Here is a 25592-nt window from a genome sequence, read left to right as displayed (position 1 = left end):
CGGCCGCCGAGCACGACCAGGAGCTGGTCGACGTCGACCCGCACGACCCGGGCGACGGGACGTTGCCCGTCTACCGGTGGCGGCAGGCCGGCCCCGGCTACGCCACCCGCCGACAGCTCCGCGCCATGGGCCTGCGCCCCGGCGGACAGGAGCCCGCCGCGCGGATCGAGTGCCGCGGCGGCCGCCGTTTCGCGTGGCTCTACCGGATCGACCTCGCTCTCCCTAAGCGAGTGGCCACGCTCGCCCAGGAGGCCGCCCTCGACCGGGCCATGGCAGCCCGCCAGCAGTGCCCCGGCCCTTGCGGCCGCCGCTATCACCACTGCTTACCCTTGCGCACCCTCGGCACCTGCCTGGAGTGCCACGACGGCACCCCCGCCGACCACGAACAGGACCTTGTGGCGGTTGGCCTTCCACCAGCTGGGCGGGGTGGGCTCGGTCAACACACCTATGACAGCCACAGGTAGGAACTCCTCCTCAGGTCGAGGTCAGGGGAATGTGCGTGAGGCCGGTCGGCCTGGCCGGTCCTCTCCTCCTGGGGCAGAAGAGGACCAGCCGGATCGGCCGGACACGAAGAAGGCCCACGCCGTGAGGGCGTGGGCCTTGTCAGTGTTGGTGGCTGGTCAGAGGTCGGAGGGCAGCCGCTCCCCGGTCTCCGCGTCGTACGCGACGCCGGTGGGCGAGAGCCGGATCTCCTGGGAGTGGGACCGCGTCCGCGGTCCCCAGCTCTTGCCCCCGATCGCCACGCGCACGGTCACATCAGCCAGCGGGTCATCGACGGGCAGGGCGATCTCAGGGGTCCGAGGAAACCAGCCTTCGGGCCGCTCACTGCTGGCGGTCTTCCCTCCTGCATCGAGTCGCAAGTACTGCGCGTTACGGTCGAAGTAGCTCCGGAGTTCAATGACGACTTGGTCGCCATCGCTGTTCCATTGCGCGACGACATCGGCGTTCACGCCATCAAGTCGGACGTTCGCCCCTGAGCGCCCTTTGTATGCGTCGGCCTTGGCCTTGCGGTCTTCCTGCTCCAGGTTGCTGTCGCCCATGTGCCCTACGCCGACGATGGCGAGGGAGAGTGCGGCCGCCGTGGCGGTGGCTGCGTAGGGCCAGCGCCGACGGCGGCGTGCGGGCGGCTCGTCTGTCGGGGCAGGTGTGGGAGGGGCGTCTGCCCCCTGGTACCACGCCTGTTCCCGGCCGTCGCGCTCCGGCTCCTGCTCGAACCACGCGAGATTCTTGCCCATGCGCACGACGCTAGCGCGCAAGGTCGCGGCCTGGTGGCGGTCACCGCTGAGATCAGCCATCTGTGCCCGGGTCACCAACCAGCGGGCGACTTCCGTGGAGTTGATGCCGTGAGCGGTGATGTCCTCGCGCTCGCCAATGGCTGCGATCTGGGCGGCCTCGCTGTGCCGGCCCTCGTACGCGGCGCGGAGCGCCAGGTCGTGCCGGAGGTCGTCCTCCGGGCCCGCCGCGAACACAGGCGTCGCGGCGGTGTCGTGGTCGACGACGTTGGGCGGCAGGTCCCAGTCCCACCCGTCGCGCGCGTCCGCATCGGTCGGATGCGGTTCGAGCAGCTCGTCCAGGAGGTCAGGCTCCGCGTCGGTCTGCTCCTCGCCCAGGTGCTCCTCGGACAGGTCGACGCCGGTGTCCTCTTGGTCGACCTCGGTCTCCAGCACCTCGGTCTCGTCGTCCTGGACGAGGACCTGCTGCGCCGCGCGCCGCCGAGCGGAGGTGTCGGTCAGCTCCGCTTCCTCCTCGGTAAGGACGGTCTGCACGATGTCGACGTAGCCGGGTCCAACCTTCCACACAGCCTGGCCGGGGCCGAGGCCGGGAATCGCGTCGACGGCCCACTGGGGCAGACCGAGGAGCGCCCCGACTGCCGTCGCCTCCTCGGGGCCGAGACGGCCGATGTGGGCGATCTCGCAGAGACGCGCGAGGTCCTGCGCTCGGCCGTCGCCCAGGTCGGAGAGGGTGTGCATGACGACGTCCAGAGACAGTGCCGCTTTGCGCGAGTTCTTGAGCTGTCTCTGGATCAGGGAGGCGGTGGCGGGGGACAACAGGATTTGCCACGCCTCCTCCAGCACCAGGTGCCGGTGCCTCGCGGTGGACTGGGGCAGCCAGACGTGCTCTGCCCAGCAGGAGACGGCAGCCATCAGCGACGGGATAGCCGGCGAATTGCGATCGAGGCGAGTGAAGTCGAAGGTGACGATGGGGAGGTCGGTCTCGGGCAGGCCTGCGTCTTCGCCGTCGAACAGGCCCGAGAGGGAGCCTTCGGTGTAGCGGGACAGGGCCATCGCGGCGGCCTCTCCCCACTCGGCGAGCCGGGCGGCCGGCCAGCGGCCGTCCTGGGGGCTGACCAGGGCGTCCACCAGACCGGTGAGCGCGGTGGCTTTGGGGTGGCTCAGGGCGTGCTGGAGTGCGTGGGTGGCCTGGGTGGTGAGCGCGTCGGGCTCGACCGCGAGGATCAGGGAGCGGACCAGCTGCTCGCGCACGGCAGGTGCGAAAAGCTCGGAGCACGGGTTGAGCCGGAAATCGCCGGCCTGGACGACACGGCCCCCGAGAGCGTGGGCGACCGGACGCCACTCGCCGGTCGCGCCGTCCTCCCCAAAGGAGTCGATGACGACAGCCTGGTGGCCGAGGTCGCGAACCTCCCGCAGCGTCCGCGCTTTGGCCGTCGTGGACTTGCCGCTGCCGAGTCCGCCCAGCGCCAGGGAGTTGGTGGAGGGCAGGATCGCGGCCGGCGCCAGCACGGGGGAGAGGTGGAACGCCCGGCCGTCGAGGAGGCTGCGGCCGATCGGGACTCCCGGAAAGTGTGTGCTGGAGGCGACGAGGGGCGCGGTGATCGCGGCGTGGGTCGTGGGCAGGCGGATCACAGGATCGTCCCTTTCTGGGTGGAGGCGCCGTGCGGGGTGGTCATGACGTGCGCGCGGTGCTGCTGGCCGGGCAGCCAGTCGAGGCGGATGCGATGCCGGTCAGCCAACAGCGAGGCGGTCCACCGGGCATCGGTGACGGTCTCAGCGGTGTCGCCCCAGACGGTCAGGTAGGCGTCGAGGTCGACGAGTGTCGCGCCCTGTACCAGGGCCCCGTGGGTGGTGCTGCTCGCGGCCTGGAGAGCGTCCTGCTTGATCTTGTCCGCCGTCCACGCCTCGGCGGCAGCCGACTGCCAGCGCGCGGAACGCCGAGACTGGGCTGCGGGCAGCGGCCGGTAGAGGACGGCGATCGACCGGTCGGTACCAGCCTGCCGGATCGCCTCGCCCTCCTCCAGGAGGAGACGGCGCATCAGGTCGCCATCCGTCTCCGCCGGCCAGCCGGTGATCCGGGCCGTGGCCGCGAACCGTCCGTCGTCCAGCCCGATCCAACCCTGGCCCCGCTCCACCACCTCGGGGAGAGGCGCGACCGCCACCGGGATCAGGGCCCCAAGCCGACTGAACTCTCCCTCCAGCGTCGCGAGCAGCCGGTCGGTCTGGCCCAAACCCTTCGGGACGTACACGGAGATCGTCTGGGTATGGGCGGTGTACTCGCCCACGGCCGCGTGGTGGGTGACGTGCACCTGGATACCTGCGGTGCGGGCCTGGCTGCCCGCCCACGTCAGCGCGCGGCCAAACGCGTCGTGGAACTGCGCCCGGCGCAGCGGGTCCTGGACAGTGCCGTGCTCAGGGTGGAAAGTCCAGGTCATCGTCGCGCCGGGCCGGTCGACGGCGGAGGCCGGGATGGTGCGCTCGCGCAGCCGGCGGTATCCGACTGCTGCCCACCGGGCGGCCGAGCGCGGCCCGGGCGAGAGGTTGAGCATCGCCGCGGCCCCCGCGACCGCGCCGAGGGCCCACATCGGGGGAGGGGTGACGAGAGCGGACATCAGGACCGCGCCTCCGGCACCGGCGGTGAGTTTGGTGAGCAGGGTCTCGGCGGGGCTCAGGCCGCGCTGGAGGGCGGGGACGCGGTAGCCGGGCGTCAGCGAGTACATCGGTCTCTCCTTTGAAGGGCACCGGGAACGGCTCCGGGCCCGCGCTTCGGCGCGGGCCCGGAGCCGATACGCGGCTTACGGGTTGGGACTGGGCGGTGCTGCCCTGCCCGGCCGGGCAGGAGCCGGGCCGGGTGTGGGCGGCTGCGGGGCAGCCGGCCGCGCCGGGCTGGCGGGCCGGACGGGCGGGACCACGCCGGCCGACGCCCGCGCCTCCCGGCGCGCCTGGGTGATCTGCGCCGTGCGGACGGTGTCCCGCCGCACCTGCGCCACCACCGACTCCGTGGTGAGCCGGGCCGGGCGCTGACGCTGCTGCACGCCGTAGGCGGCGAGCAGCACCCCCCGGTCCCGGGAGACAGCGCGCCCCGGGGTGTCCACCGTGCGCGGCACCCGCGGAGCGTGCTCCTGCTCGTACACGGTCGGGACACCAGCCCGGACAATCCCCCGGGCGATCGGGTTGGTCGTGTGCCGCTCCACGAGCGTGCGAGCGGCGCCGGCCACCCGGGGCCCGATGTAGGGGACCCCGTGGAAAATCATCCGCAGCATGATCGCGTCAGCGGCGACCAGCAGAATCAGGTCCATCACGACCGACCCCTTGGCCAGCGCCACGAACGGCGTGACCAGCAGGAGCGCGAACGGGGCGAACATCAGGCCCAACAAGCGCATGCACCACCGCTTGAGGGCGGTCGTGTCCCCACCGCGCGCCAGCGAGGCCAACACGAGCGGCGCCACGCAAACGAACGCCAGGATCCCGAGCTGGCGCGTCAGAAACACGAGCCCTGCGAACGCCAGCGCCACCACGAGAGCGGCCACGATCAGCAGCACCGCGAGCGGATCATTGCGGTTGGCCTGGAGGTCGTCCCGGATGACCTGAAAGAGAGTCATCTCGTTGCTGTCGAAGGCAGCTACGAATCCGTCGCTGACTGCCTTGTGCAGGAGCATGACTGCGCCGGGGATAGCGCCCATGGCTGCGATGGCGGCGAGGGTCCAGCCGGTGGAGGCTCCCATCTGGCGCATGCGCGGTGTGCCCTGCCATGCGGTCAGGGCACACACGACGACCACGCACACGAAGATCGCGACCGCGAGGTGCTGACCGAGCCACAGGAAGGGCGCGTAGAGCGCGCTGTCTGTCTCGCCGGGCGCCCATGCCTTGCCGGGCGCGACCATTCGTTCCAGCTCTTCGATCAAGCTGTTCGCGAGCCCCTTGACGCTGTCGGCGGCTCCGTCGGTGAGGCCGCCCACGCTGCCGGGGCCGGTGCCGGCGTCCGGAGGGCCGGTGCCGTCGCTGTCACACAGGTCCCGGTGCCGCTCCGGGAGCAGCTCGCAGCCGTTCTTCTCCGGCATGCGCGTTACTCCTTGGGGGCCGGCGCGGTGACCGGGGCCTGGGTGACGGTGCTGAAGAGCGTCGACCCGTAGAGGGCGAGGATCACGGCGACGAACAGCGTGCCGATCGCCATAGATCCCTTGCGCAGCGCGGTCTTGGGGTCCTGGGACAGCGTGAACAGCATCCGGACGGCGATGATCGCGATCACCGCGGCGATGCCCTTGGTGACGAGGCCGCCGCCGGTCATTCCGATGGTGGCGAAAAAGTCCGCGAATCCGCCGCTCATATCGACGGGTGCGGCAAGATTGGTCGAGGTGCGCATTTCTTAGATCTCCTTGTTGGTGTTCTGCTTGGGGCGGGCGACGGCATAGAGGTCGGTCATGGTGTAGACGGGGCTGTACCGGACGTGTTCGCCGGGCCTGGGCGCATCGAGAATGACGCCGTCACCGACGAAAATCCCGACGTGATGAATCGTCGCGGCGCTGGAACCGTAAAAAATGAGATCGCCCGGGCGGGCGTCTTTTGCCTTGATCGGCTGGGATGCGGCGTACTGCTGTGCCGCTGTGCGGGGCAGGGTGATTCCGACCTGTGCGTAGGCGTACAGCGTGAGGCCAGAGCAGTCGAAACCGCGAATAGATTCTCCGCTGCTCCCATTCGGTGAGCAACAGATTCCCGTGCTCGGCCCCTCAGCGGTGCCGCCGCCCCACGAGTAGGGCTGGTTGAGCATTTTGCGGGCCGCCGCGAGAGCGGCAGCGCCCTGTTTAGCGGTGACGGTCTTTCCGCTGCCGCCGCCCTTCGCGGCTGCGCTGATGTTGCGGACGTAGTTCTGTGTTTCCTTGTATGGGGGGACGCCGCCGTATTTGCGGACGGCGCCCGATCCCGCGTTGTAGGCGGCGAGCATGTTGGACTGTTTGTCGCCGGGTACGTGTTCCACGTCCTGGGCGAGGGTGCAGAGGTATTTCGCTGACGACGGGATGGCGTCCTCGGGATCCCACACGTCCCGCTCTCCGTCGTTGTTGCCGTCGATTCCGTGGGATTCCCAGGTGGACGGCATGAACTGCGCGATGCCCTGTGCGCCGACCGGGCTTTTGGCCCGGGGGTTGAATCCGGATTCCTGCTGGAGCAGTGCGGCCAGCAGATTCGGGCTGACTTCCGGGCAGGTGGCTCCTGCCTCCTCGATCAGCGTCTGGTACTCGGCCGGGACGGCCGCTGTGAGGGCGGCGCCTATCGGGTTGTCGCCGGCGGCCTGGACGAGCGAGGCGACGACAACGGCCGCGGTCGCTGTCACGCCTACAACGGCGGCTGTGGCGGCTCTCAAGCTTTTCTCCCTCCTGTGAGCCATCTGTCGTGTTTTTGCAGTTCAGGACCGTCACCTCACACCGCACCCGGACCGCACCTGCACCGTCACCCGTCCGTCACCTGTCCGTCACCCGGGTCGCCGGGTGACGGTGTGGGTGCGGTCCGGGTGCGGTCCGGGTGCGGTGCCGGGTGGCGGTGCGGATGCTGGTCACTGCTCGGAGGCAGCGGCTGCGGTGAGGTCCTCCAGGCGGTAGCCGCGGACTCCCTTTGTCCCGCGGCCCGCGGTGACGCCGAGCAGCTTGCTCAGGGCCTTTCCTCGCTCTGCCGCGTCGCCTTCGGGGATGCCCATGTGGTCGGCGAGAGCCGCTGACAGCATGAAATCGGCACCGGTGTCCTTCAGGTGCTTGATCGCCTTTGTGAGGGGCGAATCCGGTGCCATTTCGGCGGCCTTCTTCTGTCGATCGCGAACCGCGTCGACCACTTCCCAGATGAATTCGTCGGGGAAGTGGAAACCACGGATCAGCGTGGACTCTCCATGTGCGAAGAGGACGCCTTGCCCCTTGATCTGAGAGTTGAGCAGGACAGGGCTGATCGGGGCGACTGTCTCGAAGTACGTGTCACCGAGAGCGACCTTCGCTGTTCCTTCAGATGCCACATAAAGACACATGCGGTAAAGGAACTGGTCCCTGACCATCACGGGAATGGCGTTCTGCGCAGGCCGCTGGGTCAGCATCACCGTAGTAATTTCTGATTCCAGTGCCTTCGCGACGAGCGCCCGGGCCTTGTCCGCGATGCGGAGAGCCTGCTTGATGCCCTCGGGCGTTCCGTTATTCGCGAAGAAGTCGGCCGCCTCATCCACGATAAAAAAGACGGGCTTGAACTTCGGGGCAGGCTCCCTGTTGCGAACAGCTTCCTGCATTCGCTTGTAGCGGCGCGCCACTCGATCGTTCAGGAGGTCGAGAATTTCCTCCATGACGGACGGATCGTCCGATGCCTCATACCGGAGGGAGACCTTTTCGAACTTGGTCAGCCCGCAGTGCTTCCCGTCGAGGAGGTAGAGGTCGAAATCCTCGTAGGCGATCAGCAGGCAGGTAATGAGGCCGTTGACGAGGGTGGTCTTGCCCATCTGCGTCATTCCGGCGATCAGCAGAGACGCTTTGGAAAAGGTCTCTACACCAACCAGTTCGCCCGTGACGTCGTGCCCGAACGGCACTCCGCCGTGTGCTGCGATCTGCTGCCTCGTCGGTACGGGAAACGCGCTGGTAAACGGGGGCGCGTCCAGCACCAGGAGCCGGGCCCTGCGTTCGGTGTCCCGGCTGCGCTCCAGCTTGAGGTGGAGCCGGGTGACGCCGAACATTCCGGCGATGTTGGCCAGCTTCTTATCGACGTCGGCGTAGGTCCGCCCGGCCGGTACGAGGAAGTCGTACTCCGTCGCGTTCCGCTTCGGAGTGATGGTGACCTCGTCGGCCCGGATGACCTGGTCCCTGCCGATGGCGCCGGCCTTGACCAGGGCGCTGGTCAGCTCGGGGTGCACCGGCACCTGCTCGACCGGGGCCGGGTCGTGCGCCAGGGCGGCCGCGGCCGCCGTCTGCTGCCCGCCAACGGCAGGCTTCGCCCCCAGCTGCCCGCGCTGCTGCCAGAGCCTGCGGGCCCGGTAGGCGAGGTAGCCGAGGAGTGTGAGCACCCCGGCGACAACAGCGATGGTGCCCGGCCAGGACAGGCCGAGCGCGTCCTTGAGGGCCGCCATGCAGCCGAACGCGACGGCCAGACCGCCGATGCCTCCTGCCAGTTGGGCGTAGGCGTCCTGCTCTGCCTCCTGCGATCTCTTCTTCCCCACGCGCTCTCCTTCTGCGTCTCGGTACGGATGGGACAGAGGTGATGTGGTGGTGCGTCCGGGTCTGCTCCCCGGGTCTGCGAACGCGGTGTTCGCTCGCCGGGTCACTCGCCGGTCGCGCCGCCGACTGCATTCCGGCAGTCGCCGCAAGGGCCGGTCCGCAGGTCTGCGGGCCGGCCCTCACAGGTGGTGCCGGACGCTGGGCGCGTCCTGTGCTGGACGCTTTAGGCGTCCGCTTCCTCCTCGGCGTCGTCGTCGGACGCCTCGGTCTGCTCCTCGCGGGACATCAGCGCGCCCCACTCCTGGCGGACCCTCTCCTCGCTGCCGACGTAGCCGGCCTGCCGGAAGGCCCTCACGGCCTGCCGGTAGGAGGCGGGCGGGTCCTCGGCGTAGCGCAGGTGCCGCAGGACGACACCGAGCTGCTGGCTGGTGAGCTGCTCGCCCGGGACAGGCACCGGCACGCCCGTCACGGTGGCGATCTGCTGGAGCGTGTCGGCGTGGGCAGTCGGGTGTGACGGCCCGTCCCGGTCCGGAGCGCTGACCTGCGTGCCGCTGCTGTGACGGCCGCTTCCGTCCGCGTCGCCGGGTGTGACGGCGTCACGCCCGGCGAGCAGCGCGGGCCGGTCCGCCGTCCAGTCCTCCAGCACCGGCAGGGCGATGCGTGTGACGGACGCCGGCAGCGGCATCTCAGCGATGGTCTCCTCGGTAGCCTGCGCCTGCTCGAACAGCTCCTTAGTCATGGCCTGCTGACGCTTGAGCACGGCCAGGCGGTAAGTGGTCTCCGCCCTGGCGACGCGCTGCTCCAGCTCGCGGGCGACGTCGAGCAGCTCGATCCTCGCGGCCGCGTCGGCCTCCATGACCTCCAGGCGGTCCGCGACCTGCCGGGCCTTCTCGTCGATCTCCTGCCGGGTTTCGGCAGAGGAGCGGCGCCCGAGGGCGGGCAGCACGATCCACCACGCGGCCTTGGTGGCGACGATCGCGAGCGGGGTGAGCACCACGGCCAGGTCCACGCCGCTGCGCCCGTCGCGGAGCAGCAGCTCGGCGGTCGGGATGGCGGCATTAACCGCTGTCAGGACGAGGCCGGCCGCTCGCACGCGCAGCGCCCTGCGCGCGTTGTTTCCGGCGAGAACCTCGGTGGCCTGGACGACGACCCAGAGGGCATCGAGGGCGAAAACAGTCGGGACGGCCCAGCCGCCGAAGACCGGTTCCAGGATCTGGTAGCTGACGGCCACCGACAGGATGGCGACCCCGAGGGTCACGATCCCCAGGACGGCGAGTACCACGTCGCGCGGGGAGACCCTCCCGAGCGCCTTGCTGATCTTGTCCATTTCCTTGTCCTCCATTCGGCTCAGCGACCCATGCCGGACAGGCGGTTGATCTTCGTGATGTGGGTGTCCTGCTGCTCGATCAGGCGCCGGACCATCTCGGTCAGCGGGGGCGTGCCCCAGCTGTTGAAGTGGCTGCGGAGGTAGTCCTCGCGGTCGGCGATGTGCCACTCGGCGGCCTCCGGGTATCCAGCGGCAGCGAGCGCGGCCTCGTGGGTGAGGCCGGCGCCGCGGTGTTCGTCGTGCACGCAGGCGATCTCCCGGGCCCGCATGTCCCACGCCTCGGCGGCGGCCCGGGTACGGTCCTGCGCGTCGATCAGACGGGACAGTGCGGACGGCCACTCCGCTGCGGCGTTCGGGTCCCGCAGGTACCCGAACGCCGTCTCCAGCGCGCGGCGTTCGGTGCGGTAGGTCTTCCACCGGTCCGGCGCATTGCCAACCGCGTCGCCCAGCTCGGCAATGTAGGCGGCCTTCGCCCACTGCTCGCCGGCCCGCTCCCAGACGGTGGTCAGGATGTGTCGGGCCTCGGTGCGCAGCCGGTGCTCGACCGGGTCCTCGGACTCCGGGACGTAGCGCAGGTTCGAGTCGTCCTGGACGGTGGGCCGGACCGGGCGCAGCTCCCGCCCGGTGAACTCGGCGAGGGTGAACCGGAAGCCGGTCGGGGTGGGCTCGAAGCTGGTCAGGAAGCGGGGCAGGTAGGGCTGGATGCGGGCGACGATGATGCGCATCTCATCGCGCGTGAAAGTGGTGTCGAGCGGCATGGGTCCTCCTGGGAGGGGCGGGCCCGAGACTTTCCCGGGCGAGCGGCCTGCGGAAGGCCGGCTGCCCGTCTGGCGGGCGGCCGGCCTCGTCAGGTAGCAGCGGGTGAAACAGGAACTTGGCTTGGCGTTCCGTCGTACGGTCAGCCGGTCGGCGTCAGCGGGACTTGAGCTGGGTGAGGTAGGCGGCCTGGAGCCGCTCAAGCGCCTCGTCGAGCCGCGCGCCGTCCGGGCACCGGGCGGTGCGGCCGCTGGTGTCGGCGACCGACCGTGCGCACGGGGCGCAGCCGCGGTCGTGCGCGGTGAGGGCGCGGCCGGCGGCCTGGTAGCGCGGGTAGAGGTCACGCACCGGGCGCGTCCCATGCGGCCGCGCCCGGCACCGCGGTCGTGGAGTGGGAGAGGACGGTCATGCCGTCCCCCGTCCCCACATGCGGCCCGACGCGATGTCGTCCATGTCTGCCACGGTGAGCTGGGCTCGGCGCTCGGCGATGGTCGGCCAGTGCACGGCATCCGCCGACAGGACCGGGTCGTCCTCGGGAGCGACGAGCCGGCGGTGCTCAGGGGTGGGGGAGTCGCTCATGCCGCTGCGTCCGACCCGGTGCGTGCCCGGCGGGCGGCGCGGCGCTTCATCCGGCGCCGGTCCGGGTCCTCGTCCTGGCAGGCGGAGTCGGTCCGCCAGTCGGTGTGGACCGGCAGGTCGGCGGAGGGGGCGTAGGTGGTGCGTACGATGGAGCGATTCATTGCGGGCCTCTCAGGAGGTCTGTGCGAAAAACAGCCCCAGGGGCGCAATCCCTGGGGCTGTTCGCGTGTCTGCGGCCAGGCGGCCGGAGCGCGGGTGAGCTCCCCGGCGCTCTCCGCCGGCCCCGCCCGTGGGGGCGCGGAGACGACGGGCAATGCCGGGAAGCGGTCAGCGGCGGTTGGCTTCCGAGCGGCGATTCTGTTCCGCGTTCTTGCGCGAGAGTTCAGCGCGCTGCTCGTCGGTCAGGCTGATGATGGCGTTCACCGGGTCGCCCCCATCTGCGCGAGGGTGCGGCGGGCGCGGCGGCCGGCCAGCGCGGCCCGCGCGTCTCCGTCGGCCACCAGGTGACGGACCAGGCGGTGGAAATCCTCCGGTTCCGGGCCGCGACGGTTGTCCTCGTCCTCCATGTCGTCGTAGAGGCTGCTCGCGGGGGCGGGGATAGTGCGTGTCATGCTGTGCATGCGTAGGTCCTCACATTCAGGGTGGGTTGACCTGCGAAGACGAACCCCCGGGGGTGCATCCCCGGGGGTTCGTCGTTTCGGGGCACGGGCCCCTGTTGGCTGCTGTACGAGCAGCCACGGTCGCGCCCACCCCGTGTGGCGCGGGGTGGGTGCGGCCGTGGCGGATCGGACGGCCGGCGGGTCTAGCGGCGGCGCGCCAGCTGCTCCTTCTGTGTCGCCAGGAGCGCGATCGCACTCATGAGGTCGGCGCGTTCCCAGTCCGTCAGGGGCGGCGCGGCGGTGGTGCGGGGATTGAGCGTCTGGACCAGGGCGGTCAACGCGTCGTCGATCCTCTGGAGATCGGTGTCGGCCACCGCCGTGGCGGTCTGGGCCCACTGCTGCTGCTGGAGCAGTTGAAGGCCCCGCTCCCAGCGGTCGCTCCACTCCTCCCGGTCCATCTGGGCCGTGTGGCGGGCGGGCGCGGCACGCCGGGTGTGCGCGGCCAGTTGAGCGAGGCGGCGACCGTCCGTGCACCGGGACGCGACATCCACGGCCCCAATCACCGTGCCCCTGTTGTCCTTGGCGGAGCAGACGGAGCAGCCGCTGATGTGCGCCTCGTCCAGTCGGCGCGCTGTCTTGTCGTCGACGAGGCCGCCGACGATCTGCATGACAGCCGGCGCGGTTGTGGGCCAGGGCTTGCGGGTGACACGGGTCGGTCGGCGGGAGGCGACCGTCGCGGACCCCTCGATCCGCTCGGCCCGCTCCGCCTGCCAGGCGTCGACCGGGGTGTCGAGCAGGATCCGGCGGTTGCTGTTGGAGCAGCGCCGGGGAGTGGTCGTGCGGTCGTGGTACGGGGTGGTGTGGTGCGGGACCAGCACCGGGGTGCCCAGGACACCGGTGATCGGCGTCCAGTTCCGGCAGGTCGGGCAGATCACGTGCTCTTTGCCCGGCGTCAGGTCGATCTGGCTGGCCGTGAGCCGGGAGGCGATCAGCGGCTCCAGCGGGCTGACGTTCCTTGTCCTCGTTTTCCGCGGGCGCTTGCGGGCCTTGGGTTCCACAGTGGTCGTGGTCATGAGGGATTCCTCCGGTACGTGGGGTGCGTCGCGGGTGGGCTCTCCGACCGCCAGGCGTTCGACCGAGGCCGGCGTCCTGGCTGATCGGACAGCGCATCAGCGCTGCGACGTGCAGCAGGAGGCATCCGGCCTGGTGACCGGCCCAGGGGATTTGGTGGAGCTATCAACCCTGGGCCTCCCCGGTGAGGGGAGGCGCATCCTGCGATGAAGCTAACGCCAAACGTTTGGCGTTTAGCTATTCATGCACAACTCCTCACGCCATGTCAACAGTCGTCAAACGTTTGGCGTTTCCGTTATGGTGTGGTCAGCTTGGGGGCGATCGCACCCCAGAAAGGAGGAGGCAATGCCCGAGAGGATGGGGTTCCGCGAGATCGCGGCCACCCTGCGAGCGGACATCGTGGCTGGTCAGTACGCACCGGCCACGCTGCTGCCATCTGAGCCTGAGCTGGCGCAGCGCTACGGCGCGTCACGAAGTCTGGTGAATCGCGCCATGAGCGTGCTGGCTGCCGAAGGGCTTGTCCGCCCCAGGCAGGGCCGCGGAACGATCGTGACGTGGCTGCCCCCGATGCTTCACTCGCCGGATCGCTACCGCACGGCAGTCCGTGAGCACAACGGGGCTAAGGGCGCGTTCGATAGCGAGGTGCGGGCGTTGGGTCTTGAGCCCTCGCACGAGATCACTGTCGAGCACGCTGAGCCGCCGACCACGGTGGCCGACGCTCTAGGGCTGCCACGTGGTGAGGTCAACTGCCTGGTGAGGCGTCGGCGGCTGCTCGCGAGCGGCATCCCGGTCCGCCTGAGCGCAACGTGGATCCCGCTCTCGATCGCATCGGACACGGTGCTGGAGGAGCCTGCCCCTGTGATCACCGGCGGTGTCAAAAGCGCGCTGGCGAGTCTCGGATACTCGCAGTCGGAGGCCCGGGAGCGCATCGTTCCGAGCAGGCTGCCGACCGAAGATGAGGCTCAGGCTCTGGAAATCAGCCGGGACCGCACGGTCACGGACATCGTGCACACAGGTCATACGGCTGACGGCCAGACGGTCGAGGTGACGACCACGCTCGCGCCCGCCCATTACCTCGTCATCGAGCACGCGTTCCCACTGAACTGATAGGACCCCCTGTGATCACCGACTCCGTCACCCGGTACATCGAGAGCCTTGGGCAGGGTGAATTCCCCACCTATATCTACGACCTGGGCGCTCTCGCGCAGCACGCACACACGGTTCGATCCGCGCTCTCCAGCCCTGGCGCCCCTGAAATCTTCTACGCGGCCAAGGCCAACCCCGACCCTCGGATTCTGCGTGCCGTCGCCCCGTACGTCGACGGGTTCGAGGTCGCGTCCGGAGGCGAGTTGCGCCACGTGCTGGAGGCGGTGCCGGGCTCGCGGATCGCGTTCGGCGGCCCCGGAAAGACGGACGCTGAGCTGCGGGACGCCCTGGAGCTCCGTGTCGAGCGCCTGCACGTGGAGAGCCCGCATGAGCTGATGCGACTGGCCCGCCTATCTCAGTCCGGAGGCGGAGCCGACGTGATGCTGCGCGTCAATCTGGCCGGCGACCGAGCCGGGGCGGCACTCGCCATGACCGGGCCGTTCGGCATGGACCCCGACCTAATCGAGGAGTGCCTTCCAATCCTCGCCGCCTCGCCGTGGCTGCGACTCCGCGGCATCCACGCGCACCTGGCCAGCGGCCTGGACGCTGAAGCGATGCTGCGACAGAGCGAGCAAATCCTCGCGTGGGCCCGCCCGTGGTTGTTGTCTGCTGGGGTCGAATCCCCCGAGATCAACTTGGGCGGCGGGATGGCCGTCGACTACGCCCACCCTGACCGCCGGTTCGACTGGCAGACCTACGGGGAGGGCATTGCGAAGCTGAGTCGGCCAGGCGAGACGCTGCGTATCGAGCCGGGTCGTTCCATGGCGGTCTACGCCGGGTGGTACGTGACCGACGTCCTCGACGTGAAGGCCGCACACGGCGATGCGTTCGCCGTGCTCCGGGGCGGCACCATGCAGATCCGTACACCTGTCACGAAGGGGCATGACCATCCCTTCACTCTGCTGCCCGGTACTTCTGAAGGGCCTGCGGTAGAGGACGCGCCGGTGACCTACGTGGGGCAGCTCTGCACACCGAAGGACGTGTTCGCCCGCAACATCCCCACCACCCGCATCGCAGTCGGAGACGTCGTTGCCTTCTCGATGTCCGGGGCCTACGCGTGGAACATCTCCCACTACGACTTCCTGATGCACCCTCACCCGACGTTCCACTACCTCCCGGGGGAGTGAGGTACGGCATGATGACCGCTATGCCTATGCCGCCCTAGAAACACGAAGCGGCCCCGTCGCCACAACGGGGCCGCCCTTCGCATTCGACTCGCTCGCCTACCAAGCTCCGAGTCGTGTCCGGTGAGAGGTGACCTCGCCGGGGTGATTCCCGCGGACCGCTGGTCCTCGGTGGGTCACCTGTACCCAGGATAAGCGCGCCTGTTCGCGCTACGCCACTATCCCGGGCCCAGACCAGGTCACACCGCCATAGACGCGACTCCCCAACCTGGGGAGATACGACCCGCATGTACCACATGCACTACCCGCGCCGTCGATCGACGGTCGCGCCCGCCGGCCTTTCTATCGCAGCGAGGAGTCTGCGTCCGAGGGGCGGTGCCCGATGAGCGCGAACCCGCCCGCAGGGGAGCAGCCGGGCGCTGCGCGGATCGAGGGACGCGCTCCGGCGCTGCGGCCGTCGGTGCCGTTGTACCGGCACATGCTGTACGGCGCCGGCCTGCCCAACGCCCTGGATTTCCTGACTCTGGCGCACATCCACTTCATGTGCGAGGACGGCCGGAGTTTCAGTGTTGATGACCTGGTGGAGGCGCTGCGCAGCGAGGGGATTCTCGCGGCGAACGGCAAGGGGCTGATCGGGAGCAAGGCGGTCTACCAGTCCGTGGCGCGGCTGCGGGACGCCGGGTTCCTGCACCGCGCTCAGGGCAACGGCGGGAGCTTCGGGAAGGTGTCCTACACCTTCTACGAGTTCCCCTCTTTGAACCCGTACTGGACGCCTGCGGCCGGATCGGATCGTGGCTGGTCGGAGCCGGTTGGCCTGTCAGGCGAAGCGGCTCCGACCCTACCGATGGGTAACCACATTTCCGCAGGTCACACCGCTTCTCCTGACAAGGCACGCGCTGACAGCGCACGGCCTGACAGGCGAAGCGGGTCGGCGGACGTTTCCGCAGGTCAGCCCGCTTCTCCTGACAGGCGAAGCGGAAATGCCGCCCCCCCCACTCCCCCCCGTAGGGAGGAGGAGGATTCCTCCTCCCGTAAGTCCTCCTCCACCACCGCCGTCCCGGCCGACGCTCAGCCAACAGACGCAGCAGCGGTCACGGCTGCTGCCGAGTTCCTCGCGGAGCTCCCGGGACGTTGGGCCTGCGGACGCAAGACGGCCGGCGAGCTGGCACCGCTGCTAACTGAGGCGGCCCAGGCGCAGGGCTGGGAGCTGGGCACCGATCTGGTCCAGCAGCTGACCCGCCGGTCCCAGGCCCGGCGCGGCGCCCCGTCGGTGCTGCGGGAGCGGATCGAGGACCTGCCCCGCTACCGCGCCGCGCGCCGCGCCCTGGAGCAGGAGCGCGAGCGGTCGACGGCCGGCCGCGTGCCCGGGCAGCAGCAGCTGGTGCTTGACGGCAATCAGCACGGCCGCGGCGACACTGTGCCGCGACAGGATGTGGCCCTCGACCTCATCGAGCAGGCGCGGGTGTTCCTGCTCACGCTGAACGGTCCGTGGGCGCTGGGCCCCGAGGTCGCTGAGCGTCTTGCGCCGCTGCTCGCGGACAGGGCGTCCGAGCGGGGCTGGGTGTTCGACGAGCGGCTGCGCCAGCAGCTGATGTCCAATCCGGGCGGTGGCCAGAACTACGAATGGCTGCTGGAGCACCGGCGGATCGCGACGCTGCCCGACCTCACCCGTCGCCCTGAGCGCCGCCGGGAAGTCCCGGCCGGAATGTGCGGGCGGCACCCCGGTTTCCGCGAGGGCGATTGCAGCCCGTGCATGGCCGAGGCCCGCCGCACGGCGCGGCAGGCTGCCGAACGTGACCGCGATCAGGAGCAGCAGGCCACCCCCTCTGCTGGCCTGCAGCAGCCGGCCGGGGCTCCCGCAGACGTGATGGACCAGCTCCGGGCCCTGGCGGCCGGGGCGGCGAACGAGGAAGACGCCCGGCGCGACCGGCAACAGGTCAGCGACCGGGACCGTGACCTGGCCGCCGAGCGGCAGCGACACGAGGCGCACCGCGCGGCCTGGACCGCGGACGGCAGCTAGAGACACAAGCGCGGGCCGCCCCCTGCACGGGACGACCCGCAGGCACCCTCACCAGCTACGAACCGATCAGGAGTGCACATGACGACCGTACCGAACCGCCGCCGCAGCAAGCGCAGCGAGGAGGGCATGGAGCAGGCCGACGCCCTGATGCCCGGCGGCCGCGTCCCCCACCACCGGGAGGCCGAGCAGTCGGTCCTCGGCGCCGCGATCCTGTCCAAGGAGGCCATCGGCGAGATCGACGAAGCCCTGCAACCGCTTGGCGCAGCCGCGTTCTACCTGCCCGCCCACGAGACCATCTGGATGACGATCCTCGCCATGTACGCGGCGGGCACCGAGGTCACCACCATCACCCTCGCCCACGAGCTGAAGGTCAGCGGCGAGCTGGAGCGCGTCGGCGGCTCGATCTACCTCTCCCAGCTGATCGAGGCATGCCCCAGCGTGGTGCAGGCTTCCGTGGAGGACGCCGCGATCGTCCTCGACCGGGCCAAGCTCCGCCGCCTCCAGCAGACCGGCATCGAGATCGCTCTGACGGCCGGCGCGGGGGAGGGACGTGCGGACGAGATTCTGGACGCCGCCTCCGTCAGCATCGCCCAGGTCACCAAGACCACCGTCCGCAGCGACGGCTACAGCGGCATGGACGAGGTGTTCCAGGCCGCGGTCGACGAGGTGGAGACCATCGAGCGCGAGGGCAAGAGCCTCGGACTGCCCACCGGCTTCATCGACCTCGACGCGCTCACCAACGGCCTGCACCCCGGGCAGATGATCGTCATCGCCGCCCGGCCCGCCATGGGCAAGTCCACCCTGGCCATGGACTTCGTCCGCGCCGCCTCTGTCGAGCACCGCCGGCGCAGCGCCTTCTTCAGCCTGGAGATGGGCAAGAACGAACTCGGCATGCGAATGATCTCCGCCGAAGCCCGCGTCGGTCTGCATCACCTGCGCTCGGGCACCATGACCCCCGACATGTGGACCCGGGTGGCCCGCGTCGCCGACAGGGTCCGCACCGCGCCGATCGTCATCAGCGACGAAACCGTGAACACCCTTCCCCAGATCAAGGCCATGTGCCGCCGCCTCCAGCAGAACGGCGGCCTGGACCTCGTTGTCATCGACTACCTCCAGCTCCTCCAGACCCACGGCCGCACCGAGAACCGGCAGCAGGAAGTCAGCGACATCTCCCGCAACATCAAGCTCATGGCCAAGGAGCTGAACGTTCCCGTCGTTGCCCTCTCCCAGCTCAACCGCGGGCCCGAACAGCGCACCGACAAAAGGCCGGTCATCTCCGACCTGCGCGAATCCGGCTCCATCGAGCAGGACGCCGATGTCGTGATCCTCCTGCACCGCGAAGACGCCTACGAGAAGACCAGCCCCCGCGCCGGGGAGTCCGACCTGATCGTGGCCAAGCACCGCAACGGACCGACCGCCACGGTCACCGTCGCCTTCCAGGGGCACTACTCCCGCTTCGTCGACATGGCGAAGACCTGAATTGCCCCAGGAGGCTGGCTGTGCGCCCGTCTCCCGGCCGAACTCCCCCTCGTGCGGCCCTCGTGCCGCTGGTGGCGGAGATCGGCTCGCAGAAGACCACTGATGATCACGACGAATCGAGACCCTGATGAGCGAGCTGTTCGACGCGGTGGACGCGCTGATCGCGTCCCGCGTCCCGCTGCCGCCCGCCGAGGAACGCAAGCGCCTGCGCCAAGCCCATGGCCTGACCCTGGATCAGGTCGCGGCCGCGCTGAAAGTGCGGCGTGCCACGGTGTCCGGCTGGGAAGCCGGGAAGACCGAGCCCCGTCCGCAGGAGCGTGAGGCGTACGCCCGGCTCCTGGAGAAGCTGGCGGAGCTGTACCCGGCACCCGACCCGGCTCCTGCGCCCGAGAAGGCCGATGCGGCGGCTGCCGTCCCGGCTCCGGAGCAAGCCGCCCCCGTGGTGGAGCGGCGCGAGGACGAGACTGCGCCTGCGGCGGAGCCGGCCGTGGTGCCCCGGCCCGCCGCGCGCAGCGGCCCGACCACCCCGACCCGTCGCCCCGCGGCGCAGAAGCCGGCTGCCGCCGGCGCCCCGGCGGGCGCAGCGGATCCGCGGTTCGCGAACGGGCCGCTCGCGGTGGTCGACGTCGACGCGGACGGGCAGGTGCTGGCGTACTGCACAGGCGGCCTGGTCCTGGACGTGCCCGCCGATTCCCTGCCGTCGCTGGTGGAGTGGACCCTCGCCGAGGCCCGCCTCGGCGCGCCGCGGCTCTCCGGCCCTGGCAAGGACGCCGACCCGCTGCTCGTGCTCACCATGCGCGCGCTGGCGTACTACGGCCTGCCGGCCACGCTGAGCGAGGAGGAGCGGATCGCCGGCCGGATCCCGGAGAGCCACCAGGCCGTCGAGCAGCTGGTGCGTGCCAAGTGGCAGTTGACGCGGCGGGGGTTCGGGCCGTGGGCGCGGATCTACCGCCCGGCGACCGGCTCGGGCCGGGCGTGCGTGCAGTTGTGCATCCCGTCGTGGAACGCGCTGGACTCCCGGCACTGGGGGAGCGCGGCCCTTCTGCCGCCCGCGGACCTGGCCCGGGTGCTGGGCACCTACGCGGCCCGGGTGATGACCCCGCGCGGCTCCACCGCGGTGACCGGGCTGGAGCTGATGACCGCGCTGCACCCGCCGACCCGCGCGTCCCAGCCCGACGCCGACGGCCGCCGGCACTCCCAGCACAACCCGGGCAGCCTGGGCACCGACCCGGTGGACTGCGCCCCGTGCGAGGCCCCGGACGGCCACCCGCTGCTGGCGGACCTGCCCCGCTTCCACGTCCGCGGCCCCGGCGAGAAGCTGGACGAAGAGGCCTACGACTGGGCGCGGCCGCTCACCGACGAGGAATGCATGCGCACCCACCTGGTCGGCATCGACGTCAACATGGCCTTCGCCGCCGGCGCCAACGGACTCAACGTCGGCCTGGGCGCGCCCGTGCACGTCACGAACCCGGTGTTCGACCCGAAGCTGCCCGGCTCGTGGCTGGTCGACCTCAGCCATGTGAACCTGTCCCGGGTGAAGGCGGGCAAGGCGTGGGTGGGGCTGGACGGCAGTCTGCTGCCGTCGCCGTTCACACCGAAGGGCGACCGCCCCGAAGGCCCGGCCTGGTACGCGACCCCGACCGTCGCCTACGCGGTGGAGCTCGGCTACGACGTCGCCCCCAGCGAGGCGTATGTCAGGCCGGAGTCCGGCCGGTACCTGGACGGCTGGTACACCCGGCTGCGCGACGCGTACCTCGCCACCATGGCCGACCTCGGCGTCACTCCGGACCTGGCCCCGGCTGACTTCCTCGCGGCGATGGAGGGGCACAGGGCCCTGGACCCGGAGCTGGCGATCGTCGTCTCTGCCGTCAAGGCGACCGTGAAGGGCGGTCTGGGCAAGCTCCGCGAGCGGCCCCGCGGCGAGGGCTGGCGTCCTGGGCAGCCGTGGCGGGCGCTGTCCCGTCCGACGTGGCGGCCGGACATCCGGGCCGCCGTGATCGCCCGCACCCGCATCAACTTGCACCGCAAGATCGTCAAGCACGCGGCCGCGACCGGCCGGTACCCGGTCGCGATCCTCTCCGACTGCGTCGTCTACGCAGCCGACGGACCCAGCCCGCTGGACGTCGTCCCCTACCAGGACGGCAAGCCGGTACCGGGCGGCTTCAAGCTCGGTGTGAACCCGGGCCTGGTCAAGTGGGAGGGCACGCAAGACGCCCTGTGGGGCGGGGGGCTGCGCGAGCAGCACCAGGCGCCGGAGCTGAATTTGGCCCGCTACATCAAGTCCGGCGACGTCACCCGTGACGACAGCGGCCGGTAGAAGGGGGAGGCCATGAGCACCGACTTCGGCGCCAACTTGGACGCCGCTGTGCAGCGTGCGTTCACCCGACCCGCACCCAAGACACCCGGCGCACAGATGCGCTACCTGGTGCGCCAGTTGAAGGGCACACGAGCCGTCGCACAGATGCTGCGGATCTCCCAGCGCACCGTCGAACGCTACGTGAAGGACCAGATCAAGAAGCCGCGCCCCGACCTCGCCGCCCGCCTGGACCGCGAGGTCAAGAACCGGTGGCAGCCGCGGGTCCGGGCGCAGGCACGGGCCAGGGCCGCAGCCAGTGAGGGGATCATGATCAGCGTCCAGGCGCGTCTCGGGTACAGCGGCGCGACGGGGACGACCGACGACGGACGCATCCGCCACCTCACCGTCGCGCTCCCCCCGCAGCACGCGGCCCGCCTCTTCGACGCACAGCAGCAGGGCGCAGGCGACGACGAACTGCGCCGGCTGACCGCGCAGGCCCTGCAAGAGGTCTACTTCCAGGACGACGGCAGGCGCGCCGGAACACTTCAGGAAGTGCAGCTCACGGACGTGATCGACCTCGAATTCGAGCTGTAGTCGCCGCAAAGGGAAGTGGCCGGCACCCCGATTCCGCGTGAGCGGGTGGCAAGGGTGCCGGCCGAACCAAGACCACACCCAGAGGGTCGCCCTTGTGGCGGCCACTGTACCCGTGACCCCGGAGAGTTCCCGTGATCCGAGCAGGCCGCCAGCACCTGGTGCGCACCCTGGCCGACCTCGCCGCCCAGCAGGGCGTGCGCCCGCAGACCTATCTCGTCAACGCCCCCCACAAGGCCGCAGGGTTCCCTCCGCCGATCAACGAAGGCCGCAACCGGCTGTACGACGCCGAGCAGGTCGACGCCTACCTCGCTGGCCGCCCCGTCCCCGCGCTACCGGACGTCGACGACGACCAGGACCTCCTGGACCGACGTGAGGCCGCCGCCGCATGGGGCGTCTCCCCGCGCAGCTGGGACTCCTACAAGCGCACCCCGCAGCTCGAAGCCCACCAGGTGGTCGTCGGCGGGGTGGAGCACTGGCCCCGCGGCATCGTGCGTGAGGTCAAGGCCGCCCGCCCGGGCAAGGCCGCGGGCTCCGGCCGGCCGAAGAACGCGGGCGACCAGGTCCCGCGCGACCTCATTCTCGAGCGCACCGCCCCGCTCCTGGACGCCGACCCCGCCGTCTCCGCGGCCGCCGTCACCGAGGCCCTCGGCATCCACACCACCACCGCCCAGGACGCGCTCACCGCCCTGCGTGCCGACCGGATGGCCACCGTCATGGAGCGCGACCACGTCACCGCCGAACAGGCCGCCCACACCCTCGGCTACCCCACCTCCCAGACCCGCCGCGCCACCGTGCGCGCCGCCACCGTCCTGCGCGGCCGCGCCGCCGCCCCCTACCTCGCCGACATCGCCCAGTCGCTCCACGCCCAGGGCTGGACCAGCACCCCGGCGGCGCCGACCGTTCAGTGCGTGGGCGGCGAGGCGTGCGTCGCGGCCGTGATTCTGGACGGGCCCACCGCGCCGGCCCCCGCCCTCGTGTGGGACGAACGGCACGGGTGGCGCACCGCCGTCTCCCGCCGCCACCCCATCGGGCCCGGAGGGTCCTGGCCCCCGCCCGGCGACGGCATCCGCCACCTCGCCACCGGCACCACCCCCACACCCGCCGACCTGATCACCGCTCTCACCACCTGACCACCCCTCAGCACTGCCCGGCCCTCAGGGAGCAGCCCCTGGGGGCCGACGCACGTCCGCCGCCAGCTGGGCGCAGCACACCGGCCCACGGCCCCGCAGCAGGGCGCAGCGCAGCGCAGGGCGCAGCGCGCCGCTCCTGCCCTTTTCCGGGGGTACTGCCGGGGCCCGGCCGCCCCGCCGCCGAGTCGGGGCGGTCCGCTGCGCTCCCCACCCCGACCACAGGCGTGCCGGGTCCGCTGCGCTCCCCCGGCCGTCCGCTGCGCTCCCTCACGCCGAGCTGGGGCGCTCGCCCCGCTCCGCTGCGCTCCGGCAGGGCTCCCACTCCCACCTCCCGCCGCCCGCTGCGCTCTGCGGCGGGCGTCCGGCAACCGGGGGCGGCGCTGCGCTGCCGACCCCGGAGCGCTGCGCGCTGCCGGACGGATCTCCTGCCTCTGCGCGGCAGGAGCGGCGGCGATTCGACCGGGCCCCGGCAGTACCCCCGTATGGGTTGACCTGCGAAAACACGGCAGAAAACCCCCCGGAATCAAGTGAAGTGCGCTAAAGTTGTCTTGTTGGTCGGCGGTGGCAGTCGGCCAACGGAACCACCATCCCCACCCACTTCAAGGAGACACCCATGTCCCGATCCCTCGCCCTGGTTCTGCGCCCCGACCGGACCGCCACCGTCATCCCGTGGCCCACCATGGGCACCCTGGCCACCCTCCACACCGCCATCACCTGCCGGAACGTCGAGCTGGTCACCCTCTCCCCGGACCTGTCCATGTGGGTCGACGAGGAAGGCGTCCCCAACGGCGCGGACGTCAACCCGTCCGCCAACCTGCTGGCACTCGTCGCGGGCTTCATGCAGCCGTACTTCGGCACTGCCGTCATCACCGGCGGGCCGGACGCCAACGGCGACACGACCGGCCTCACCGACGACAACGTTGCGGCCCTTCTCGAACTCCTGGGAATCGACATCCCCATTCCCGGCCCGCGCACCGAGCCCGCCCCGGCCACCATTCCCGGCCAGCGCACCAAGTAACAACGCCGCCCACGGCGGGGGCTCTCGCCCCCGTCGTCCAGCCAACGCGAAAGGTGCCAGAAAATGACCCACCCCACCCCCACCACCCGCGACGCAGACCGCGCATTCGACATCTTCGAAAGGCTCCTGGAAAAGGCCGGGACCGGAATGCACAGCCTCACCCTCGCCATCTACAGCGGCGAAGGAGCCGAAATGGAGCACCTCATCTACTCGCGCAGCGAAAAGACCGGAATTGAGGCAGACGGACAAACCGCCCTCAATTTCTGCTGCTTCCTCGCCGTCGCAGTCACCGGGAAGGCCGGAAACGCCGGACTGATCATGCGCAGCATCCGCCACCGCGAAGAGAGCGTCTGCGGCTGGTCGTTCAACAGCGACGGCGACCCCATCCCGCTCACCGCAGCCGAAGTCTTCGACGCCTACTGCACCGACTTCACCACCGGCGATCCCATCTCCCCACAACCCGGCGTAGACCACCGCGACGCCCCCGTCATTCACATCTGAGCCGGGAGACCCCGTGATCTACACCCTTGTTTGCGACTGGGCCGACATCACCGCATCACTCATGGACAACCGCTTCGCCGTCATCACCGAAGCCGACAGCTACGAAGAAGCACAGCAGAAGGCTGCCCGCGCCATTCTGGCTCGATTCCCCGAATCCACCGAATTCGAGACCGAAGACACCCTCTGGGAAAGCGAGACCGGAGCCATCACCCTCCTCGCCCTCTACGGCGACCGCACGGCCGACCTCGTAGACCGCACCGACTACGACATCCTGCACGCCTGAAACACCCCTGCGGCGGGGACACCGCGTCCCCGCCGCACCCCACGGGCATTCCCCGCACGCCGTGAGTTGAGCCGCCATTGCGCCCGCTCCTCACCGCCAATTGCGATTCCTTCCTCCATCACTCCCTGAGGACTTCTCTGTGATCCCGGTCAAGAGCACCGAAATCCAGCGCGCCGACTACACCCGCGCCATTGTCGAAATGTGGAACACCGCCACCCCCGACCAGAAGCGGCGCGGACGGAACTGGTACGGGACGGCACACAAGCTCGCCCTTGAAATCGCCGCCGGGAACGCAGTAAAGGGCGCTGGTGTTCTCGCCGCACTCTCGGCAAACAAGTCATGGTCGGAGAACTGTCGACTCGCCCGAAAGGCATTCACCGAAGGAACCGCAAGCGGTCACGTCAAGGACGCGGTCACCAAGGCCAACCGGATCATGGGCGGAACCGACCCGCGCCACGTTCTCCCCATGCACATCAAGACCGGACTTTTCTATCTGTGCATCGCCGACCCCAAGAACGAACACGCTGTTGTTATCGACCGCCACGCACACGACATTGCCGTCCGGGAAATCTACGGACAGCGGGACCGAGGATTGGGAGCGGCCGGACGGTACAACGTTCTCGCGGACTGCTACCGGGCCGCAGCAAAGGAAATCGGGGAGATCCCCAGCAAGGTTCAGGCTGTTACCTGGGTTGCCCACATCGAACGCAAGTGAAGAACCCCAGACGGGGTGTCCAGTTTCACGGGATGCTACCCGGTGCATCCTCGCGTGATGCAAGCTCATCAGGATGCGTCATCCGTGAAGGACTGCCATGCACCTGGGCGTGCGACTCCGGGCACTCGCACAGGCAGGCACCGGGCGACGGGACGTCAGAGTCGAGTGAGAGGACCGGGCCCAACTCGGCACCGAACCTCTTGCCGAGTTGGGCCCCGCCGAACCGGTCCGGGTGTCCCGGTACCGGTTCGGCCGGCCCTCAGGGGGTGGTGCCCCAGAATCCGGGATCCTACCCGGTAGACGACATGATGCACCATCACTCCGTCCCTGCTGCTGCCCGGCGGAGCCGGTTGGGCGGGAGCGCAGCGGACGCCCCGTCCCGAAGCGCAGCACAGGGACGCACACTCGTGTTGGAGCGCAGCGGAAACACGATTTCCCGCAACGCGGGAAATATCAAGCGCGCAGCGCTTGACAAAGACGCGCAGCGTCTTCCCGCACCCGCGAAGCGGGTGCTTTTCTCTTCCCAGCGCGCAGCGCTGGTTTACCC

At 70.1% G+C, this 25592-nt stretch carries 25 protein-coding genes; 12 read left to right on the top strand and 13 right to left on the bottom strand.

Annotated elements, in window-relative coordinates; all coding sequences use genetic code 11:
* Positions 1–464: RRQRL motif-containing zinc-binding protein (locus tag EAO77_RS38155; RefSeq protein ID WP_315986139.1), on the top strand; the 464-nt coding region annotated here is incomplete at its 5' end.
* Positions 465–620: 156 nt separating this feature from the next.
* Here the strand turns inward: EAO77_RS38155 and EAO77_RS38150 are convergent.
* The 13 genes from EAO77_RS38150 to EAO77_RS38100 all read right to left on the bottom strand — a co-directional run bounded on the left by EAO77_RS38150 (position 621) and on the right by EAO77_RS38100 (position 12741).
* Positions 621–2864, bottom strand: a complete 2244-nt coding sequence (locus EAO77_RS38150; protein ID WP_147992845.1) for a hypothetical protein — start codon at positions 2862–2864, stop codon at positions 621–623.
* A complete protein-coding gene (locus EAO77_RS38145; RefSeq protein ID WP_147992844.1) occupies positions 2861–3952 on the bottom strand; it encodes a hypothetical protein in 1092 nt (363 codons plus the stop codon). The genes EAO77_RS38150 and EAO77_RS38145 overlap by 4 nt, the downstream gene beginning before the upstream one ends.
* Positions 3953–4027: 75 nt before the next feature.
* Complete coding sequence (locus tag EAO77_RS38140; protein ID WP_147992843.1) at positions 4028–5293, bottom strand: hypothetical protein; 1266 nt, start codon at positions 5291–5293, stop codon at positions 4028–4030.
* A 5-nt stretch (positions 5294–5298) separates the two neighbouring features.
* Complete coding sequence (locus EAO77_RS38135) at positions 5299–5595, bottom strand: hypothetical protein (RefSeq protein WP_147992842.1); 297 nt, start codon at positions 5593–5595, stop codon at positions 5299–5301.
* A 3-nt stretch (positions 5596–5598) separates the two neighbouring features.
* Entirely contained in the window at positions 5599–6561 is a 963-nt protein-coding gene (locus tag EAO77_RS38130) for an NlpC/P60 family protein (RefSeq protein WP_261994355.1), read from the bottom strand.
* A gap of 219 nt (positions 6562–6780) precedes the next feature.
* Complete coding sequence (locus EAO77_RS38125) at positions 6781–8409, bottom strand: FtsK/SpoIIIE domain-containing protein (protein ID WP_147992840.1); 1629 nt, start codon at positions 8407–8409, stop codon at positions 6781–6783.
* A 221-nt stretch (positions 8410–8630) separates the two neighbouring features.
* Entirely contained in the window at positions 8631–9734 is a 1104-nt protein-coding gene (locus EAO77_RS38120; protein ID WP_147992839.1) for a hypothetical protein, read from the bottom strand.
* 20 nt (positions 9735–9754) lie between these two features.
* Entirely contained in the window at positions 9755–10492 is a 738-nt protein-coding gene (locus EAO77_RS38115) for a hypothetical protein (protein WP_147992838.1), read from the bottom strand.
* 154 nt (positions 10493–10646) lie between these two features.
* Entirely contained in the window at positions 10647–10838 is a 192-nt protein-coding gene (locus EAO77_RS38110) for a hypothetical protein (protein WP_147992837.1), read from the bottom strand.
* 57 nt (positions 10839–10895) lie between these two features.
* A complete protein-coding gene (locus EAO77_RS39385) occupies positions 10896–11069 on the bottom strand; it encodes a hypothetical protein (protein WP_187283630.1) in 174 nt (57 codons plus the stop codon).
* Positions 11066–11230 (bottom strand): hypothetical protein, encoded by a 165-nt coding sequence (locus tag EAO77_RS39380; protein WP_187283629.1) that lies wholly within the window; start codon positions 11228–11230, stop codon positions 11066–11068. The genes EAO77_RS39385 and EAO77_RS39380 overlap by 4 nt, the downstream gene beginning before the upstream one ends.
* A 258-nt stretch (positions 11231–11488) precedes the next feature.
* On the bottom strand, positions 11489–11680 hold the full coding sequence (locus EAO77_RS38105) for a hypothetical protein (protein ID WP_147992836.1): 192 nt from the start codon (positions 11678–11680) through the stop codon (positions 11489–11491).
* A 191-nt stretch (positions 11681–11871) separates the two neighbouring features.
* Positions 11872–12741, bottom strand: a complete 870-nt coding sequence (locus EAO77_RS38100; RefSeq protein ID WP_147992835.1) for a hypothetical protein — start codon at positions 12739–12741, stop codon at positions 11872–11874.
* A gap of 343 nt (positions 12742–13084) precedes the next feature.
* On the opposite strand from EAO77_RS38100, the gene EAO77_RS38095 reads away from it, so the two are divergent.
* The 11 genes from EAO77_RS38095 (at position 13085) to EAO77_RS40945 (ending at position 25045) form a co-directional block, all read left to right on the top strand.
* The gene (locus EAO77_RS38095; RefSeq protein WP_147992834.1) at positions 13085–13846 is read left to right on the top strand and encodes a GntR family transcriptional regulator; all 762 of its coding nucleotides are present in this window, start codon (positions 13085–13087) and stop codon (positions 13844–13846) included.
* Positions 13847–13857: 11 nt separating this feature from the next.
* Complete coding sequence (locus EAO77_RS38090) at positions 13858–15012, top strand: type III PLP-dependent enzyme (RefSeq protein ID WP_222723761.1); 1155 nt, start codon at positions 13858–13860, stop codon at positions 15010–15012.
* 379 nt (positions 15013–15391) lie between these two features.
* Positions 15392–17029 (top strand): hypothetical protein, encoded by a 1638-nt coding sequence (locus tag EAO77_RS38085; RefSeq protein WP_147992833.1) that lies wholly within the window; start codon positions 15392–15394, stop codon positions 17027–17029.
* Positions 17030–17107: 78 nt separating this feature from the next.
* Entirely contained in the window at positions 17108–18508 is a 1401-nt protein-coding gene (gene dnaB / locus EAO77_RS38080) for a replicative DNA helicase (protein ID WP_147992832.1), read from the top strand.
* Positions 18509–18635: 127 nt separating this feature from the next.
* Entirely contained in the window at positions 18636–20825 is a 2190-nt protein-coding gene (tap, locus tag EAO77_RS38075) for a telomere-associated protein Tap (RefSeq protein ID WP_147992831.1), read from the top strand.
* Positions 20826–20837: 12 nt separating this feature from the next.
* A complete protein-coding gene (gene tpg / locus EAO77_RS38070) occupies positions 20838–21398 on the top strand; it encodes a telomere-protecting terminal protein Tpg (protein ID WP_147992830.1) in 561 nt (186 codons plus the stop codon).
* Between the two features lie 131 nt (positions 21399–21529).
* The gene (locus tag EAO77_RS38065; RefSeq protein WP_147992829.1) at positions 21530–22528 is read left to right on the top strand and encodes a hypothetical protein; all 999 of its coding nucleotides are present in this window, start codon (positions 21530–21532) and stop codon (positions 22526–22528) included.
* A gap of 613 nt (positions 22529–23141) precedes the next feature.
* On the top strand, positions 23142–23546 hold the full coding sequence (locus tag EAO77_RS38060) for a DUF3846 domain-containing protein (protein WP_147992828.1): 405 nt from the start codon (positions 23142–23144) through the stop codon (positions 23544–23546).
* A 63-nt stretch (positions 23547–23609) separates the two neighbouring features.
* Positions 23610–24047: a hypothetical protein gene (locus EAO77_RS38055; protein ID WP_147992827.1), complete on the top strand. Its 438-nt coding sequence runs from the start codon at positions 23610–23612 to the stop codon at positions 24045–24047.
* A gap of 13 nt (positions 24048–24060) precedes the next feature.
* Positions 24061–24330: a hypothetical protein gene (locus tag EAO77_RS38050; RefSeq protein ID WP_147992826.1), complete on the top strand. Its 270-nt coding sequence runs from the start codon at positions 24061–24063 to the stop codon at positions 24328–24330.
* 139 nt (positions 24331–24469) lie between these two features.
* Positions 24470–25045 (top strand): hypothetical protein, encoded by a 576-nt coding sequence (locus EAO77_RS40945; RefSeq protein WP_261994354.1) that lies wholly within the window; start codon positions 24470–24472, stop codon positions 25043–25045.
* The last annotated feature ends 547 nt before the right edge of the window (positions 25046–25592 follow it).

Origin of the sequence: Streptomyces sp. T39 (genome assembly GCF_008042045.1) — a bacterium.
GTDB lineage: Bacteria > Actinomycetota > Actinomycetes > Streptomycetales > Streptomycetaceae > Streptomyces.
This window is presented reverse-complemented; position numbering and strand designations above follow the sequence as displayed.

Excerpts from the sequence above, each read along its gene's own strand:
- EAO77_RS38145 (WP_147992844.1), bottom strand. The coding sequence starts at position 3,952 with ATGTACTCGCTGACGCCCGGCTACCGCGTCCCCGCCCTCCAGCGCGGC.
- EAO77_RS38140 (WP_147992843.1), bottom strand. The coding sequence starts at position 5,293 with ATGCCGGAGAAGAACGGCTGCGAGCTGCTCCCGGAGCGGCACCGGGAC.
- EAO77_RS38135 (WP_147992842.1), bottom strand. The coding sequence starts at position 5,595 with ATGCGCACCTCGACCAATCTTGCCGCACCCGTCGATATGAGCGGCGGA.
- EAO77_RS38120 (WP_147992839.1), bottom strand. The coding sequence starts at position 9,734 with ATGGACAAGATCAGCAAGGCGCTCGGGAGGGTCTCCCCGCGCGACGTG.
- EAO77_RS38115 (WP_147992838.1), bottom strand. The coding sequence starts at position 10,492 with ATGCCGCTCGACACCACTTTCACGCGCGATGAGATGCGCATCATCGTC.
- EAO77_RS39385 (WP_187283630.1), bottom strand. The coding sequence starts at position 11,069 with ATGAGCGACTCCCCCACCCCTGAGCACCGCCGGCTCGTCGCTCCCGAG.
- EAO77_RS39380 (WP_187283629.1), bottom strand. The coding sequence starts at position 11,230 with ATGAATCGCTCCATCGTACGCACCACCTACGCCCCCTCCGCCGACCTG.
- EAO77_RS38105 (WP_147992836.1), bottom strand. The coding sequence starts at position 11,680 with ATGACACGCACTATCCCCGCCCCCGCGAGCAGCCTCTACGACGACATG.
- EAO77_RS38100 (WP_147992835.1), bottom strand. The coding sequence starts at position 12,741 with ATGACCACGACCACTGTGGAACCCAAGGCCCGCAAGCGCCCGCGGAAA.
- EAO77_RS38095 (WP_147992834.1), top strand. The coding sequence starts at position 13,085 with ATGCCCGAGAGGATGGGGTTCCGCGAGATCGCGGCCACCCTGCGAGCG.
- EAO77_RS38085 (WP_147992833.1), top strand. The coding sequence starts at position 15,392 with ATGAGCGCGAACCCGCCCGCAGGGGAGCAGCCGGGCGCTGCGCGGATC.
- dnaB (WP_147992832.1), top strand. The coding sequence starts at position 17,108 with ATGACGACCGTACCGAACCGCCGCCGCAGCAAGCGCAGCGAGGAGGGC.
- tap (WP_147992831.1), top strand. The coding sequence starts at position 18,636 with ATGAGCGAGCTGTTCGACGCGGTGGACGCGCTGATCGCGTCCCGCGTC.
- tpg (WP_147992830.1), top strand. The coding sequence starts at position 20,838 with ATGAGCACCGACTTCGGCGCCAACTTGGACGCCGCTGTGCAGCGTGCG.
- EAO77_RS38060 (WP_147992828.1), top strand. The coding sequence starts at position 23,142 with ATGTCCCGATCCCTCGCCCTGGTTCTGCGCCCCGACCGGACCGCCACC.
- EAO77_RS38055 (WP_147992827.1), top strand. The coding sequence starts at position 23,610 with ATGACCCACCCCACCCCCACCACCCGCGACGCAGACCGCGCATTCGAC.